We start from the raw sequence: 16,043 nt of genomic DNA on the forward strand, positions 1-16,043 counted from the left end.
GCGGTCGCCAAGCGGTCTACGTCCAGGCCGGCTCCCAGGGTGGTTTCGCGCTGCCGCTCAGCTTCGAGCACGAGGACTACGTGCAGATCCTCACCGACATGGCCGGGAACCTCGGCCCCGCGCTCGGCTGGGCACCCGAAGGCTGAGTCGACCTGACACGGCCCAGCGGCTCCTACTGGCCGAGCGCCGGCTAATCACCCCCGCCGCTGCGGCCACACGCGTCGGGAGATCAGCTGCTGCACCGACCGGCCGTCGAAGACGTGGAAGCTGCACCCCTGGTCCAGCATCGGCGTGACGGCTTCGTCGAGCAGGTCCAACCACTCCTCGTCCCTCTCGGTCGGGTCCTCCGCCAGCTGCCCGGGGCGTTCCAAGGTCAGGGTGAGGTGCAGGTCGTCGGGGTCGCAGCGTTCGGACTCGGCGACGGCATCGTGCAGCGCAAGGAGCCCGCTGACGAGGGTCAGCGTCCCGTGTTCGGGCACTTCGTCGATCGGGACAAGGGTGGGCACCATGGTGCCGTCGGGGCGCAGCCAGGCCAGCCACAGCGTGTGGCCCTCGAGCGGGCCGGGCGTCAGCAGGTCGGCCCACCGCTGGGTGAGCTCGACGTCGTCGGTCACCGGGATGCTCGGAGCGGAGTGTGCCGTCGTCATGTCCCAACCGTGGCAGAGGTCGGGCATTGCTCGCCGTCGTTGTCCACAGGTCAGCACCCCTGCCCAACGCTCGCCCGGACGCTGGCCGCTGCCCGGCGGCCCGCTCGCCCGAGAAGACGAGCGGGCCGTGACAGGTCAGGCGTTGGTGGGCAGGAGGGTGTCGCCGCGAGCCTCGACGGGAGCGGTCGTCGTCCGCCGCGCTCGAGGCGTCGTGAGCAGTGCCAAGCCCGCCCCGAGCACCAGCAGCCCGAGGAGGGCAGGGATCCGCTCGTCGTTCGGGACGATCGGAGTGACGGGGGTCGAGACGGCGTCCCGGGTGAGCGCTTCGTTCTGCTGCCTGGCCAGGATCTCGAGCAGGTCCTTGGTCACCCAGCCGTTGACGACGGTTTGTTGCGGCGCGCCCTGAGCCCTGTTCTCGTTCAACTCGTAGTCGGAGAGAGCCTGGCTGATCGCACTGCTGCGGTCGGTCACTGAATCCTGGACCTGCACCTCAGGCATGACCGGCTTGTCCGGTGCCATGAGCAACCAGACTGCGATGGCTGCGGCGACCAGCGCCAGCGCTCCTGCACGACGGACGACGATCACAGTGCTCCTCGTGGGGGATCCCCGCGTCGCCAGCGACTCGGGGCACTTCGTGGATGGTTCGGCAAAGATCGCTAGGCCAGGTCGGCACAGGCCGCGGTGCTCACGTATCGCTGAGACACGGACCCTGCTGACCGCGCGGCATGGATGGTGAGGGCGTCAGGGACAGGTCTCGGAGAGCTTGACCACCCCGAAGTCGATCTGTCCCTCGGCGTTGCCGGTGACCTGCTGGCCGGCCGGGACGCTCTGGTCGCAGACCTGCCAGTCGCGGTCCAGGACCTGCATGCGGCTGCCCAGGGCGTCGTGCGACGTGCTGAACATGACCCCGAGGCTCTGCATCGCGTCCTGGGCGTCCTGCAGCACCTGCCCCGTCATGTCGGGCATCGGGAAGTCGACCCCGGCCGGTGTGGTGGCGGTTGCGACCGGCGCCTGCGCGGACGTCGGTGAGGCGGTCGTCGGGACAGCGGCGGGAGCCGGGGCCTGACTCGTCACGGTGACGGTCGCCGGACTGGCGATGGCCTCGTCGTCCCCTCCACAGCCGGCGAGGAGCGGTAGGCCGGCGGCCAGGACGATCGCGATGCTGGTGTGACGCTTCAAGAGATCCCCCAGTGTGAGTGTGCTGTGCACGGCGACGCTATGACGCGACCAGCGGGATTCCGGGCTGCAGTAGTGCCGAAATTCGACAGGGTGCTTGGACAAGGCCAGATCTCGGTTGGGCTCAAGGAGCTGACTCGTCCTACCGACTCCACTCGGCGGACCGGCGGACCGGCGGGCTCGCTGCCTGGCGCATGCCGACGCCCATGGACGGACCGCATGCCTTCGAGTGAGGGTGTCGTCGCTTTGCGTCGACAGACGCGCCTATAGCTGAACTTGATGGTTTCGGATCCGGTTCGGTCTCTTCCGCGTCACCGATCGACCCCGCAGGGTGTGCGCATGACATCAGCGGAGCTGGTCGGGAGCAGGCCCCCTCGGCGTGCGCACGCCCGGCTCATCGTCGCGCTGGACGGGACGGCGGAGACCTCGGCGGACCTCGTGCGGGCACTGCGCGACGCCGCTCGCCATGAGGGCACCGTCCTCGCCTGCGCCGTCGTCAACGCGCGAGCCGACGACGTCGAGCGCGCGCTGGTCCGTGCCGGGCTGGAGGCACAGGTCAGCCAGGCCGTCGACGAGTCCGGTGTGCACGGCCGCTGTGAAGCCACCCTGCTGGAGCCGGCGGTGTTCGAGGCGCTGTCCGGGGCGGCCCGCGGCGGCACCATCGTCGTGGTCCAGGAGCACCACCGCACGGTGCTGCGTTGCGCGCCCGTCCGCACACCCGGCCGTCCACTGGTCCGGCCCCACCTGAGCTGAGACCTCCAACCCGCCGACGGGGTACCGGACAGTGCCGTTCTCGTCCGTCCGGCGGTCCGCCGTGCTGGCTCTCGCTGCGGCCGCCGTGCTCGCCGTCGTCTCCTGCAGCTCCGGTGACGACGCCGCATCGGGGTCATCGGGGTCACCGGCCAGTTCGTCCTCGACCGAGGGCGGTACCTACCTCGCGCTCGGTGACTCGGTGCCCTTCGGGTACCGCGGCGGCGAGGCGAACACCGAGTACCAGGACGCCGCCAACTTCTCCGGCTATCCCGACGCCGTCGGCGACGAGCTGGGCCTCGACGTCCTCAACGCGGCCTGCCCCGGCGAGACGACGGCGAGCTTCCTCGACGCGACGGCCCCGAGCAACGGCTGCGAGAACACACCGGCCCTGCCGGCCGGGTTCCGCACCGTCTACCCGCTGCACGTCGACTACGCGTCGGCGCAGCAGTCGCAGCTGGACTACGCGGTGCAGACGCTCGAGGCCCGGGACGACGTCGAGCTGGTGACCCTGCAGATCGGCGCCAACGACGCGTTCCGCTGTCAGGCGACCACCCCGGACCGGTGCACCACCGAGCTGGCCGGCGTCGTCGACACGGTCGGGAAGAACGTCGCCACGGTGCTCGACGCGCTGCGCAACGGCGCCGGCTACGACGGCACGATCGTCGTCGTCACCTACTACTCGCTGGACTACGCCGACGCCACGACGACGACGGGCACCCAGCTGCTCAACACGGCGCTCACCAACGCCGCGGCGACGGCCGACGCCGAGGTGGCGGACGCCTTCGCCGCGTTCGAGCCCGAGGCCGAGGCCGCCGGCGGGAGCTCGATCGCCGCCGGGCTGGTTCTGCCGGGCGACGTGCACCCGAGCGAGGACGGGCAGCGCCTGCTCACCGACGCCGTGATGTCCGCCGTCAACGGCTGACCTCGTCGCTCGCGTGACCACCCGGACGGGTGCGGCACGTTCGGGTGATCAGCGGAACGGTAGGTAGTTGTTGCTGATAGCAAGTGTCGAGGACCTCGGGCCGATGACACACGCCTGGTCTGCACGAGTTGCCAGGAAGCGGGTTCGTCGCCCGTCACCCGAGGGAGAACATGTTCCGCCATCCGCTGCACCGCGATCCGCTGGTCGTCATCTGGGCGCTGCTCATGGCGGTCATCAGCTTCATCGCGCTGAACGACAACACCACCTGGAGCGGGCACCTCGAGGCGGATCGGGTCGCGGGCTTCCTGCGGGATGTCAGCGCCGCGCTGCTCTGGTCCTTCCTGATGTTGCTGCTGGCCGCATGGCTGCGGTCGCGCGCGGGACTGCCGATGGCCCGTCGTCCTCGACGATCGTCGTCCCCGCTGCCGCCCGCGCTGCCGTGGACCGACCGGTGGATCAGGGACTGGCGCGAAGAAGATGCACAGCGGCAGGCCGGTAAACCGGCCGAGGATGGCCCGGCCAGCCCGACATCCGCCACCTGCCGGCACGGGGTGACCCTGGACGCGGAGGTGCCGGCCGAGCAGACGCCCGTGCTGCGGGCGCTGTCGGTGAGTCACACGATCGTCCGTCCCGGCTCCAGCGTGAGCGTGACGTGGTGCTTCGAGAACGCGCTCGACGTCGTCGTCGACGGACGCGCCGGGCAGCCGCCCTGCGGTGAGGCGCTGGTGACGATCGATCACAGCCGCCGGGTGGAGGTCGTCGGTCGCAATCGTCGCGCCACGACGCCAGTTGCCACGGCAACGGTGGTGGCGATGGCGGTACCGCAGGTGGACCTGCCGACGGTCTCCGCCCCACCACCGGTGTCCTTGCGCTCGGACGTCGCGGCGACGGTGGGCACGGCGACGCCCATCACGCAGCGGCTGGACGACTTCTGGGCGACGCAGGAGGGGCTCCGGCCGCAGCTGCACGCGCCCGCACGGCTCGTGGGTGTTCCCGAGCCGGTGATCACCAGGTTGCGACGAGCGCACCGGACGACGGGGGACAGCTGAGATGAGCGTTCGACATGTGCTGAAGGGCACGAGCTCGGCCATCGGGGCGACAGTGGGGAAGCTCAACCGGCGTGCCGTCGCTGAGCAGCTCCTGACGATCTCGGGTGCCAACCGGGACGTCCTGCGGGATGCCCCCAAGGAGCGGACCAAGCAGGTCGCCATGGGCGCGGTGCTCGTCTCGACCGCCGCCATCGCGGCCGTGTCGGCGGGCTACGCGTTCCACCTGGCGCTGCACCTCGCTGTGCCGTTCGCCGTCCTCGCCGGCGCAGCGTGGGGGCTGATCATCCTCAACCTGGACCGCTGGCTGATCGTCTCGTCGCCGCGGCTGACCACCAAGCTCGGCACGCTGGGCATGGCGCTGCCACGCGTGTTGCTCGCCGTCCTCATCGGCGCCGTCATCTCGACGCCCCTCACGCTCGCCATCTTCAGCGCCGAGATCAGCACCGAGGTGAAGGTCATGGCGGCCGAGGAGGAGGACGCCTTCAACGAGCAGTTGGCGACGGACAGCCGGTACCAGCAGCTGCCGGCTCTGCAGCAGCAGGTCCTCGACCTGCAAGCCGACCTCGCGGACGGGGTCACGGACGCCGACGTGATGAACGACCCGGCCGTCGTGGACCTGCAGCAACGGCTAGATGAGGTCACCGCGCAGTACAACGCCGCCGCAGCGGCCTACCTCTGTGAGAAGGACGGCACGTGCGGCACTGGGGTTCCTGGCACTGGTCAGGCGTCCGAAGACAAGAGGGCAGAACGCGACCGACTGGAGCGGGAGGTGAAGGCGCTTGAGGCGCAGCTGGACCCCTTGAAGTTCCAGGTGAAGCAACAACTGCAGGCTGAGGACGACAAGAAGTCCGCCGACCAGCAGGTGCAGCTGGCTGCTCTGCAGACACAGATCGCTGACACCCAAGCGGCCAAGGACGCTGAGATCGCAGCCCACCGGGCGGCAGTCGGTCAGGGCGACGGCATCCTGGCCCGGCTGACCGCTCTCGGTCGGATCCAGCACGACAACCCGTCCTTGGCGACGGCGCACTGGCTGCTGTTCGCCTTCATGACGGCGCTGGAGTGCCTGCCCATCATCTTCAAGACGATGCTCGCGCTCGGTCCGCCGTCCCTGTACGAGCGACTCGTCGCTCTCGACGAGGAGAAGGCCGAGACCCGCGTCCGGCTGCGCATGCAGACCGAGTACGAGGAAGCCGAGACGCTGGCCCGATCGGCGCTGGCTGCGGCGGAGGCGCGGGCGGCCAGGACGTTGGAGGCGGAGTCCCGGGCGACGGGGATGGTCCTGGACGCGCAGCTGGCCGTCACCCACGCCGGCGTGCGCCAGTGGCGGGACGAGCAGCTCGGGCGGACGCCGCAAGCCGCCGGCGAGGCTCCCTTCGCGTCCGACGCCGAGCTGGAGGCGTTCTACCGCGAGCCCGAACTGGGTCCGGCCGGGTACACCGGCGTCGCCGGGATGGCCTGACCGGTTGCCGAGGTCAGACCGGTGTGGGCACCCTGTGCACGAGTTCGGCGATCTCCCGCTTGACCTCATTGAACGCCGGTGAGGTGACGTCCCGGTCGGCGAGCTCGACGGGCACGATCCGGCTGATGTGCCCGGGTACGCCGTGCGCGGCGCCGCCGGTCATCACCACCACCCGGTCGGCCAGGAACACCGCCTCCTCGATCGAGTGCGTCACGAAGACGACCGTCGTCCGGGTGTCGACGTGGATGCGCTTGAGCTCGGCCTGCAGGTCGGAGCGGGTCAGCGCGTCCAGCGCGCCGAACGGCTCGTCCATGAGCAGCAGCGACGGGTCGTTGGCGAGCACCCGGGCGATCGCGACCCGCTGCTGCATCCCGCCGGAGAGCTGCGCGGGGTACGTGGCGGCGAACCGGGTCAACCCGACGGCGGTGATGAACCGCTCGGTGATCGCCGCGACCTCCGCCTTCGGCAGCTTCTTGCGGGCCGGGCCGTACGCGACGTTCTCCCGCACGGACAGCCAGGGGAACAGCCCGTAGTCCTGGAAGACGACGCCCCGGTCGGGGCCGGGCCCGGTGACCGGCGTCCCGCCCACCTCGACGGCGCCACTGGAGGGCTGCTCGAAGCCGGCCAGGATGCGCAGCAGGGTGCTCTTGCCGCAGCCGCTGGCGCCGACAACGGCGACGAACTCGCCCGAGGCGATGGTCAGGTCGACGTCGGCCATCGCGGTGACGGCGCCGGCGTAGGTCTTGGTCAGCCCGGCGATCCGGACGTCGGCCGTGCGGCCTGCAGTCAGCTGTTCCATGTCAGGCTCCTACTTGATCAGCGGGCGGTCGCGGAACAGGACACGGAACACCAGCATCAGCAGCCGGTCGGAGAGGAAGCCGGCGACGGCGATGCAGATCATCCCGACGACGATCTGGTCGGTCTGGACGACGTCGCGGGCCAGGAAGATCGTCGAGCCCAGGCCGGTCGGGACGCCGGTGCTCTCGCTCAGCACGAGGATCACCCAGGACAGGCCGAGGCCCACCCGCATCCCGTTGACGATCGCGGGTGCCGCGGCCGGCAGCACCACCCGCAGCAGCGTGCCGACGCCGGAGGTGCCGAGCATCCGGGCGGCCTCCAGCAGCCGCTCGGGCACCTGCCGCGCGCCGCTGATCGTGCCGAGCACGATCGGGAAGAAGGCGGACAGGGTGATCAGGAAGATCGAGGCTTGGTCGCCGTAGCCGATGAGCAGCGCGACCAGCGGCACCCAGGCCGTCGCCGGGATCGGCCGGAAGAGGTTGATCATCGGGTCGAACAGGGCGTTGGCGGTGACGAAGCGGCCCATCAGCACGCCGAGCGGGACGGCGACCGCCGTGGCCAGCGCAAACCCGGACAGGACCCGCAGCGCGCTGGCCGGCAGGTCCTCCCAGAGCAGGTTGCTGAAGGCGTCGTCCCGGGTGCCGATCGCGTAGTTCGCCAGGCCGCGGGCGACGTCGGCGGGGTAGGGGAGGAAGCCCATCCGGATGCCGAAGGGCAGCTCCCAGGCGTTCTCCCGGCCGACGTGCCACAGCAGCAGGAACAGCAGCGGGACGGGCAGGCCGAGCAGGACGGTGCGCAGCCGGCCGCGCCGTCGGCGCACCGGCGGCGCCGGAACGGTGGGGGCCGCGGCTGCGACGGGAACGGTGGCGGTGGTCATGCGGTGTTCCTCCCGGCAGGGGAGGGGCGCCGGCGCGGATCGCACCGGCGCCCCTCGGAGATCAGGTCTCGGGTGCGAAGGAGGCGTCGACGAGCTCGTCCGCGGTCGGGGCGGTGTCGATCAGGCCCAGGTCGACCATGGCGGTGGCGAGCGCCTCGACCTGGCCCTGGTACTCCTCGCTCAGGTCGGCGCGCAGCCAGAAGTTCTCCAGCGCCGACTCCAGCACGGCCTGGTCGCCGCCGAACTCCTGGACCATCTCCGGGAGCCACTCGTCGATGTTGTCGGTCATGTAGGCGGTGGTCGCGGCGTGCGTGTCGACGACCTTCTGCACCAGCTCGGGGTCGTCCTCGACCAGCGACCCGGTCGTGACCAGGCCGATGTTCACCTTGCCGATCGGGGTGTCGTAGGGGTCGGTGATCGGGTGGCCGCCGGCGGCAGTGGCGAGGGAGACGGCGATCTCGGTGCCGAAGAAGGCGTCGACGGAGCCGCTGGTGAAGGCCGAGGCCATCTCCGGCGGCGGGACGGCGACCAGCTCGAGGCTGCTCGGGTCGACGTCGTTCTCGGCCAGGATCAGCCGCATCGCCACCTCGGGGGCGCTGCCCTGGATGTAGCCGACCTTCTTGCCGACCAGGTCGGCGACGGTGTCGATGTCGTCCCCGCCGATGAACCCGGAGCCGCCGTCCGCGGCCGAGGCGACGATCCGCAGGTCACGGTCCTGCGAGATGCCGGAGATGGTTGCGGTGATGCCGGTGATGGCGAAGTCGACGGTGCCGGAGGAGACCGCGTCGGTCAGCGCCGGGGTGCTGTCGAGCGTGACGACCTCGAACTCGACCCCGTCGACCGCGTGGTTCTCGTAGAGGAACGGCGCGTAGAAGTGCGGCTGACCGCGCAGCGTGCCGACGGTGACCGTCTGCGTCTCCCCGCTGCTGCCCGACGCCTCGGCGGAGTCGGAGCCGCAGGCGGCCAAGGAGAGGACGGTCGCGGCGACGGCGGTGCCGGCGAGCGCGCGGCGGACGGCAGAGGGGCTCAACGGGTCTCCTCAGAGGCGGCGGCAGCGCGGGGGTGCGCTGTCGGCCCGCACTCAACGGGCCGTCGAGGCGTCATCCGTGTCCGGGCTGTAACGAGTCCGTGAAGTGACCTTCGCGTGACCTGACGGGTCTCGGCACGCTCGTGCTCTGCTGCCACCACGGCAGCAGAGCACGATCACGCAGGCGGCCAGTTGCGCCGAGGGAGCAGCGGGGCAGTGGTGCGTCCGTCGCCGACGTGCAGGCTGCAGTCGACGCCGTCACGTTCGCGGACGATCGACTCGATCACTGCGCAGCAAGCGTCATCGGCGGTGGCGGGCCCAGGCCGCTCCAGGCACATGACGTCTCGCAGTGGGCACACGGCTGCCGTGTTCCGGGTGCGGAGGCGTTGCTACCGCAGTGTTCCCGACGGCAGCATCGCGGCATGAGGGTGAGCGTCAGCTTGTCCGACGACGATGTGGCTCTCCTGGACGAGTTTGCCCGCGCCGCCGGTCTGAAGGGGCGGTCCGCCGTGATCCAGCACGCGCTCCGGCTGCTCCGGCGAGCTGAGCTCGAGCAGGACTACGCCGCGGCGTGTGAGGAGTGGGAGGTCTCCGGCGAGCAGTCGACGTGGGACGTCACAGCGGGCGACGGCGTGATCGATGCGCCGCGGTGAGTGGACGTCGTGGTGCTGGACGACCCCGAGTGCATCGGGCTGATGGAGCAGTCATCGCCCGCGAGCCCGGGCTGTGGAACGAGAACATCGGCGAGCCGTGAACCGCTCGGCGGGCGTCGCCGGCTGACGAGCACGAGGGCGCCGTCCGGTGCCCGCCCGCATCGCGCGTCAGGCGGAAGCCGGCTCCCTCTCGCTCTCGACGTGGGGTGCCCTGCGGAGCGCCGTCACGGTGCGCTGACCGGCTCTGCGAGCCGTTGGTGGTGATCTGGTCCTGCTGATGAGGCGTCACGCGGGCTCGGCGACCGAGTAGCTGGTCATCCTCGCCTGGAAGGACGCGCCGTTGCCCCCGATGCCGACGAGCTGGACGCCGGGAGGGCCCTCGCCGAGCGGGTCGTCGTCGACCGCCGACAGGGTGGGCTCGCCGTCCACGCTGAGCCACAGCTCCATCGTCTCCGACGTGGGGACACAGGCTGCCTGCACCTGGTGGGGCGTGGTGAGGTCGACGCCGGTCTCGGTCGTGGCCAGGATCTGGCCCTTGTCGGGCGTGCGGTCCCCGCTCGACGTCCGGCTGATCAGCATCACGTCACTGCCGATGCTGAGTGAGTAGAACTCGCCACCGCCCTGCCCGTCCATGACGTTGTTGCAGGTGACGCCGACGAGCGCCGAGCCCTCGGGAGCGCTCACGGTCGCGGTCACGACCACGGACTTCGGCGGAGACGCAAGCAGGGCGTCCGGCCATCCGGCGAGCCCGGCGGGGGGCGTCATCGCCACGACGTACTCGCCGGCCTCGAAGGTCACCCCGGGGCCCGTGCCCCAGCCGTTCCGGTCGTCGTCCATCTCGTCGGAGAGGACGACCTGACCGGGGGTGGGTGGCGGACCCGTGGGGGTCGCCGCCGCCGCGGCGCTGGTGGTCGCCGGGGTGTCCGAGGACGACGGTGTGCCGGATGCGCCGGCGGCCTGGCTCGTGTCCTCGTCGGACGAGCAGCCCGTGAGCAGCGCAGCGAACACCGCGGCGCTGATCGTTGCCGTACTGAGGACACGCTTGTCCATGACCACTCCCCGTCTGCGGCCCTGCTCCGGTGCAGGACCGCAGAAGGTAGGCCGCACCGGCCGCGCGGGGAGCGGTGCGGCCGCCACCGAGACCCGTCAGGACCTTTCCGACGGCGCGTGGTGAACGAGCGGCAGCGGCTGTGGACGCAGGGTCACCACGTCAGGCCGAAACGGCATCGGTCAGCGCTGCGCCGTCCCCGCGTCGGCCCCGGCCCGGCCGCCGTTGAGCCGCAACCGCCAGCACAGCAGGGCCAGGTCGAGCGCGGTGCGGACCTCGCGCTGCTCCAGGTCCACCCCGCCCAGCAGCTGGGACATCCGCTCGACCCGCCCGTACAGCGTCTGCCGCCGGATCCCGAGCATGTCCGCGGCCCGGCTCTTGCTCATCCCGGCCACGAACAGGGTGTCCAGGGTCATCACCAGGCCGGCGCCGGTCCGGGCGTCGTGCTGCAGCAGCGGGCCGAGCTGCGCCAGGGTGAACCGTTCCAGGGCCGCGTCGTCGACCACGGTCAGCAGCAGCTGGTAGAGCGCGACGTCCTCGGACAGCACCAAGTCCGACGCCGTGGCCATCCGCACCGCGAGGTCGGAGGTGTCCAGCGCCGACTGGAGCGACCCGGCCAGCGCGGGCACGTCGTCCACCAGCGGCCCGGCGCACACCAGCACGCCGCCCATGGCACCCAGCCGGGTGTTGAGGTCGGCGGTGAGCGCGGCCAGCGCACGGCGGGTGCCCGCCCGGGGCACCGCCGCGGCCAGCAGCACGTGCCCGTCCCGCTCGGCCACCATCGCGGCGGGGAGGTGGCGCGCCGCGCGCTCCTGCACCGTCTGCAGCCAGCCCGGCAGCGTCGAGCGGGAGGACCGCGACCGCACCACGCAGCCGACGACGGAGTGCCCCGGCCGGACGACGAACCCGACGCCCAGCGCCCGCGACGCCAGGTCCCCGGTGGTGGCGTACCGGCCGGTCATCAGGTCGGTGAGCAGCTGGGCGGCGGACAGCCGGCGGCTGCTGGTGCCCGACGGTGACCGCTGCACCTCCAGCGCGAGGAGCGGGCCGGCCGCCTCCGCGGTGGCCCGGGTCCGCGGGCCGGCCGGCCCGTGCAGGGTGAGCCGGCCCCAGACCCGGCCGCCGACCAGGACGTCCACGCCGTCCCCGGGCTCCTGGACGGCCGATCCCGCGACCAGCTCGCCGTCCGCGGTGACCAGGCCGGCCGGCTGGCCGCTCAGTTGGGAGCAGGCGCCGACGAGCCCCACGACGCCCGGGCTCTCGGCCATCGCCTGCAGCAGCCGGTTGCGCTGCTCGGCGACCTCCCGCAGCGCGGTGACCTCTTGCTCGAGGATCGCCGCGTGGGCGGCCTCGGTCACCTCGATGAAGGGCACCACGCCGTGCAGCAGCACCACCGGCAACCCGACCCGGGCGGCCTCGTCGAGCAGCGCGGGCGGCGCGGTCGGGAAGCTGCGCCCCAGCTCCAGCAGCAGCGCGGCCAGCCCCACCCGGGCGAGGGCGGCGGCGTAGGCCCGGTGCGCTTCCGGCGGCAGCGCGACCAGCCCGAGCCCGGTGGTGAGCAGCGCCTCCCCGCCCTTGAGCAGCGGCGCGATGTCCTGGATCTCGCTGGTGTGCACCCAGCGGACCACGCGCTCGTCCAGCCCGCCCTGGTGCCCGGCCAGCTCGGGGCGGGCGCCCTGCACCGCCGGCAGCGCCAGCAGGTCGCGCAAGGTGAACGGCACGCGCGCACCGTACAGAACGTCCACCGTTCACCCACAGGTAATGACACGGCGTCTCTTGGGATCGACCCCACCGCGGACCTAGCGTCCTCGCCAACCGACCGCCGGGGTCGCCACAGGGAGGGAGGGCCCATGCCCTCGATGTCCAGCACGCAGCAGACCGCCGGCCGACGCCGGCGCGCAGGTTCGGCGCGGCCGGGGCTGGTCGCGGGCATCGCGGTGTCCGCCCTGGTGCTGGCCGCCTGCGGTGGCACCACCGGCGAGGAGAGCGGCGGCTCGTCGTCCTCGGCCGACGACGGCACGATCTCGGTCTTCGGCGCGTTCGCCACGCCGCTGGAGGAGCCCTGGGACGGCGCGATCCACGCGGCGCTGACCGCCGCCGCGGACGACGGCGAGATCGAGTACCAGCACGTCGACGACCTGGGCACCGCCGACGAGATGGAGCGGGCGCTGCGCGACATCATCGCCACCGAGGACCCGGACGTGATCATCGGCGACGCGTTCGCGGCGGAGGAGGCGGTGCGGGAGGTCGCCGCGGAGTTCCCCGACACGGCGTTCGCCTTCGGCTCCGGCGGCGCGGAGCAGGCACCCAACTTCAGCGTCTTCGACAACTGGCTGCAGGACCCCGCCTACCTGGCCGGGATGCTGGCCGGGGGGCTGACGAAGACCGGCACCATCGGCGTCGTGGGCGCGATGCCCATCCCCGAGGTCAACCGGATCGTCAACGCCTTCACCGCCGGCGCGCAGGAGCAGAACCCGGCCGCCCGGGTCACCGTCTCCTTCATCAACTCCTTCTTCGACCCGGCGACGGCCAAGCAGGCCGCCGAGGCGGCCATCGCCGGCGGGGCCGACGTGCTGTTCGCCGAGCGGGACGGCGTCATCGCCGCGGCCGAGGAGAACAAGCTGCCGGTGTTCGGGATGATGGTCGACCAGCAGGAGCAGGCCCCCGAGTACGTGGTGTCCTCGCTGATCTGGGACATGCGCCCGACGGTCGACGCGGTGGTGGGCGCGGTCGCCGACGGGAGCTATCAAGCCTCCAACCTGGCCGAGTACTCGTTCATGAAGAACAAGGGCAGCTCGCTGGCCCCGATCAACACCGGGACGGCGTTCCCGATCCCGGCCGAGCTGACCGCCAAGGTCGAGGAACGGCAGGCGGCGATCCTGGACGGCAGCGTCGTCACCCCCGTCGACGAGAACGAGCCGGCCGGCTCCACCACGGTCGGGGAGTGACCCCGGTGGCCGCCGCCCGGAGCGGGGACGTGTCCTCGCTCCGGGCCGCCCCGCTGGTCGAGCTGCGGGGCATCACCAAACGATTCGGGTCGCTGCTGGCCAACGACGCGATCGACCTGTCCGTCGACGCCGGCCAGGTGCTGGCCCTGCTCGGGGAGAACGGCGCGGGCAAGAGCACGCTCACCCGCATCCTGTACGGGCTCAGCCGCGCCGACGCCGGGGAGATCCGGATCGCCGGGAAGCCGGTCACGATGACCTCGCCGGCCGACGCGCTGGCCGCGGGGATCGGCATGGTGACCCAGGAGTTCACCCTGGTCGGCCCGATGACGGTCACCGAGAACCTGATGCTGGCCGGCTCCCCGCTGGGCCGGGTGGACCGGAAGGCCGCCCGCGCCCGGGTGCTGGCGGCGTCCGAGCGGCTGGGCGTGCCGGTCGACCCGGACGCCGTCGTCGAGCGGCTGTCGGTGGGGGAGCGGCAGCGGGTGGAGATCCTCAAGGCGCTGCTGGGCGACTGCCGGCTGCTGGTCCTCGACGAGCCCACCGCGGTGCTGGTCCCGGCCGACGTCGACCTGCTGTTCGCCTCCATCCGGCGGCTGACCGCGGAGGGCATGGCGGTCGTGTTCATCTCGCACAAGCTGCACGAGGTGGTCGACCTCGCCGACCGGATCGGCGTCCTGCGGCGGGGCCGGCTGGTGGCCGACCTGCCGGCCGAGGGCCTGGACCCGGTGGCGATCGCGGCGCTGATGGTGGGCGCGGCCGGGCCCGCGGACGCCGACCTGCCGGACGACGTGGTGGACGAGGCGCTGGCGACCGCGGTCGGCCTGGACGGCGCTGCACCGTCGACCCAGGCCGGGCCGGTCGACCAGGGCCGGCCGGCCGCCCTGCAGGTCACCGGGCTCAGCCTGGCCGGCGACCCCCGGCCGCGGCTGGACGACGTCTCGCTGACCGTGCGCGCCGGGGAGATCGTGGGCGTGGCCGGGGTGTCCGGCAACGGCCAGACCGAGCTGGTCGCCGCGCTGTGCGGCACCACCCCGGTCACCACCGGCACGGTGCGCGTCGGCGACGCCGAGGTCACCGGCCTGGACGTCGCCGCGCGGCTGCGGGCCGGGCTGGGCCGGCTCACCGAGGACCGCCGCGGCAGCGTCGTGCTCGGCATGAGCGTGGAGCAGAACCTGGTGCTGGAGGACCTGGACCGGTTCCGCACCGGGCCCTTCCTCAGCCGCCGCCGGGTCCGGGCGCACGCCGAGGCGCTGATCGAGCGCTTCGACATCCGGGCCGCCCCCGGCGACCCGATCCGGTCGCTGTCCGGCGGCAACATGCAGAAGGTGCTGCTCGCCCGGGCACTCGAGCGCGACCCCACCGTGCTGGTCGCCTCCCAGCCCACCCGGGGCCTGGACGTCGGCGCCTGCCAGTACGTCTACGCCCAGCTGCGCGCGCTGCGGGACGCCGGCAGCGGGGTGCTGCTGGTGTCCGAGGACCTCGACGAGCTGATCGGCATCGCCGACCGGATCGTCGTGCTCTCCGGCGGCCGGCTGGTCGGCGAGGTCGCCGCGGCCGACGCCACCCGCGAGGCGCTCGGTGTGCTGATGACCGGCTCGAGGGAGCACGCGGCATGAGGTTCGTGCTCCGCGGCCGCGAGCCCCGCTGGCTGGCCGCGGCGGCCGCCGGCCTCGCCGTGGTCGCCACGCTGGCGCTGACCGCCGGGCCGATCCGGCTGGCCGGCGCGGCGCCCGTGTCGGCGTTCGAGCGGTACGTGGTCAGCCCGCTGAGCACCGGCAACGGCATCGCCGAGGTGCTGCTGGCCGCCACCCCGCTGCTGTTCACCGGGCTGGCCGTGGCCATCGCCTTCCGGGTCGGCTACTACAACATCGGCGCCGAGGGGCAGTTCCTCGTCGGCGCGATGGCGACCACTGCGGTGGCCCTCGCCCTGCCCGACCTGCCGGCTGCTGCCGCGCTGCCGCTCGGGCTGGTCGGCGGCGCGCTGGGTGGGGTGGCCTGGGCGTTCCTGCCGGCCTTCCTGCGCCGGCGGGCCGGCATCGACGAGGTGGTCACCACCCTGCTGCTCAACCCGGTCGCGGTGCTGCTGCTGCAGGGCATGCTCAACGGGCCGTGGCGCAACCCGGACACCGGGTTCCCCGACTCGGCGACCTTCGGTGTGGGCTACCGGCTGCCGGAACTGTTCGGCAGCCGGGTGCACGCCGGGCTGCTGGTCGGGCTGGTGCTGGTCGCCGTCACCGCGGTCGTCATGTCGGCCACGCCGCTGGGCGTGCGGCTGCGCGCGGCCGGGCAGTCCCCGGCGGCGGCCGAGTTCTCCGGCGTCCCGGTCGGGCTGCTGCAGTGGCGCAGCGCGCTGGTCTCCGGCGGGCTGGCCGGGCTCGGCGGGGCGTCCCAGGTGCTCGGCGTGCAGCACCAGCTCACCGGCAGCCTGGCCGCCGGGTACGGCTACACCGGCGTCGTCGTCGCCACCCTGGGCGGCCTGTCCGCGGTCGGAGTGCTGGCCGTCGCGCTGCTGCTGGGCGACGTCCAGGTCGGGGCGCAGGGCGCCTCGATCGCGCTGCAGCTGCCCAGCCAGATGGGCGGGGTGCTGACCTCGGTGCTGCTGCTGACGGTGGTGGCGGCGCTGTCGGTGCGGCACTACCGGCTGGTCCGGCGGACACCCCGGTCACCGCGACCGGTGGAGGGCTGA

At 72.4% G+C, this 16,043-nt stretch carries 16 protein-coding genes; 8 read left to right on the forward strand and 8 right to left on the reverse strand.

Going from position 1 to position 16,043, the window contains the following annotated elements:
* Positions 1-194: 194 nt before the first annotated feature.
* The 3 genes from FHL80_RS03165 to FHL80_RS03175 all read right to left on the reverse strand — a co-directional run bounded on the left by FHL80_RS03165 (position 195) and on the right by FHL80_RS03175 (position 1,826).
* On the reverse strand, positions 195-647 hold the full coding sequence (locus FHL80_RS03165) for a hypothetical protein (protein ID WP_138732010.1): 453 nt from the start codon (positions 645-647) through the stop codon (positions 195-197).
* A 135-nt stretch (positions 648-782) separates the two neighbouring features.
* On the reverse strand, positions 783-1,232 hold the full coding sequence (locus tag FHL80_RS03170) for a hypothetical protein (RefSeq protein WP_138732011.1): 450 nt from the start codon (positions 1,230-1,232) through the stop codon (positions 783-785).
* A 156-nt stretch (positions 1,233-1,388) separates the two neighbouring features.
* Positions 1,389-1,826 carry a hypothetical protein gene (locus FHL80_RS03175; RefSeq protein ID WP_138732012.1) on the reverse strand — a complete coding sequence of 146 codons (438 nt, stop codon included), beginning with the start codon at positions 1,824-1,826 and terminating at the stop codon, positions 1,389-1,391.
* A gap of 336 nt (positions 1,827-2,162) precedes the next feature.
* Here FHL80_RS03175 and FHL80_RS03180 point away from each other — a divergent pair, with 336 nt between their 5' ends.
* The 4 genes from FHL80_RS03180 to FHL80_RS03195 all read left to right on the forward strand — a co-directional run bounded on the left by FHL80_RS03180 (position 2,163) and on the right by FHL80_RS03195 (position 6,006).
* Complete coding sequence (locus tag FHL80_RS03180) at positions 2,163-2,576, forward strand: hypothetical protein (protein ID WP_138732013.1); 414 nt, start codon at positions 2,163-2,165, stop codon at positions 2,574-2,576.
* Positions 2,577-2,607: 31 nt separating this feature from the next.
* A complete protein-coding gene (locus tag FHL80_RS03185; RefSeq protein ID WP_138732014.1) occupies positions 2,608-3,498 on the forward strand; it encodes an SGNH/GDSL hydrolase family protein in 891 nt (296 codons plus the stop codon).
* 170 nt (positions 3,499-3,668) lie between these two features.
* On the forward strand, positions 3,669-4,547 hold the full coding sequence (locus FHL80_RS03190) for a hypothetical protein (protein ID WP_138732015.1): 879 nt from the start codon (positions 3,669-3,671) through the stop codon (positions 4,545-4,547).
* 1 nt (position 4,548) lies between these two features.
* Complete coding sequence (locus FHL80_RS03195; RefSeq protein ID WP_138732016.1) at positions 4,549-6,006, forward strand: DUF4407 domain-containing protein; 1,458 nt, start codon at positions 4,549-4,551, stop codon at positions 6,004-6,006.
* Positions 6,007-6,019: 13 nt separating this feature from the next.
* Here FHL80_RS03195 and FHL80_RS03200 read toward each other — a convergent pair whose 3' ends face one another.
* The 3 genes from FHL80_RS03200 to FHL80_RS03210 form a co-directional block, all read right to left on the reverse strand.
* Entirely contained in the window at positions 6,020-6,805 is a 786-nt protein-coding gene (locus FHL80_RS03200) for an ABC transporter ATP-binding protein (protein ID WP_138732017.1), read from the reverse strand.
* Between the two features lie 9 nt (positions 6,806-6,814).
* Positions 6,815-7,681, reverse strand: coding sequence for an ABC transporter permease (locus tag FHL80_RS03205; protein ID WP_138732018.1), 867 nt, complete (start codon positions 7,679-7,681; stop codon positions 6,815-6,817).
* 61 nt (positions 7,682-7,742) lie between these two features.
* On the reverse strand, positions 7,743-8,711 hold the full coding sequence (locus FHL80_RS03210) for an ABC transporter substrate-binding protein (protein WP_138732019.1): 969 nt from the start codon (positions 8,709-8,711) through the stop codon (positions 7,743-7,745).
* Positions 8,712-9,130: 419 nt separating this feature from the next.
* On the opposite strand from FHL80_RS03210, the gene FHL80_RS03215 reads away from it, so the two are divergent.
* Positions 9,131-9,361, forward strand: a complete 231-nt coding sequence (locus FHL80_RS03215) for a ribbon-helix-helix domain-containing protein (protein ID WP_138732020.1) — start codon at positions 9,131-9,133, stop codon at positions 9,359-9,361.
* 285 nt (positions 9,362-9,646) lie between these two features.
* Here the strand turns inward: FHL80_RS03215 and FHL80_RS03220 are convergent, their stop codons facing one another.
* On the reverse strand, positions 9,647-10,411 hold the full coding sequence (locus FHL80_RS03220; protein ID WP_138732021.1) for a hypothetical protein: 765 nt from the start codon (positions 10,409-10,411) through the stop codon (positions 9,647-9,649).
* A 180-nt stretch (positions 10,412-10,591) separates the two neighbouring features.
* Positions 10,592-12,130: a PucR family transcriptional regulator gene (locus FHL80_RS03225; RefSeq protein WP_216870377.1), complete on the reverse strand. Its 1,539-nt coding sequence runs from the start codon at positions 12,128-12,130 to the stop codon at positions 10,592-10,594.
* A gap of 129 nt (positions 12,131-12,259) precedes the next feature.
* Here FHL80_RS03225 and FHL80_RS03230 point away from each other — a divergent pair, with 129 nt between their 5' ends.
* Genes FHL80_RS03230 through FHL80_RS03240 form a run of 3 tightly spaced genes read left to right on the forward strand, consistent with a single transcriptional unit; the run spans position 12,260 to position 16,043 of the window.
* Entirely contained in the window at positions 12,260-13,357 is a 1,098-nt protein-coding gene (locus FHL80_RS03230; protein WP_138732023.1) for a BMP family protein, read from the forward strand.
* Positions 13,358-13,362: 5 nt separating this feature from the next.
* Positions 13,363-14,973, forward strand: a complete 1,611-nt coding sequence (locus tag FHL80_RS03235; protein ID WP_246078427.1) for an ABC transporter ATP-binding protein — start codon at positions 13,363-13,365, stop codon at positions 14,971-14,973.
* Positions 14,970-16,043, forward strand: coding sequence for an ABC transporter permease (locus FHL80_RS03240; RefSeq protein ID WP_138732025.1), 1,074 nt, complete (start codon positions 14,970-14,972; stop codon positions 16,041-16,043). Before FHL80_RS03235 ends, FHL80_RS03240 begins: the two co-directional genes overlap by 4 nt.

This window comes from Modestobacter excelsi (genome assembly GCF_005930495.1).
Lineage (GTDB): Bacteria > Actinomycetota > Actinomycetes > Mycobacteriales > Geodermatophilaceae > Modestobacter > Modestobacter excelsi.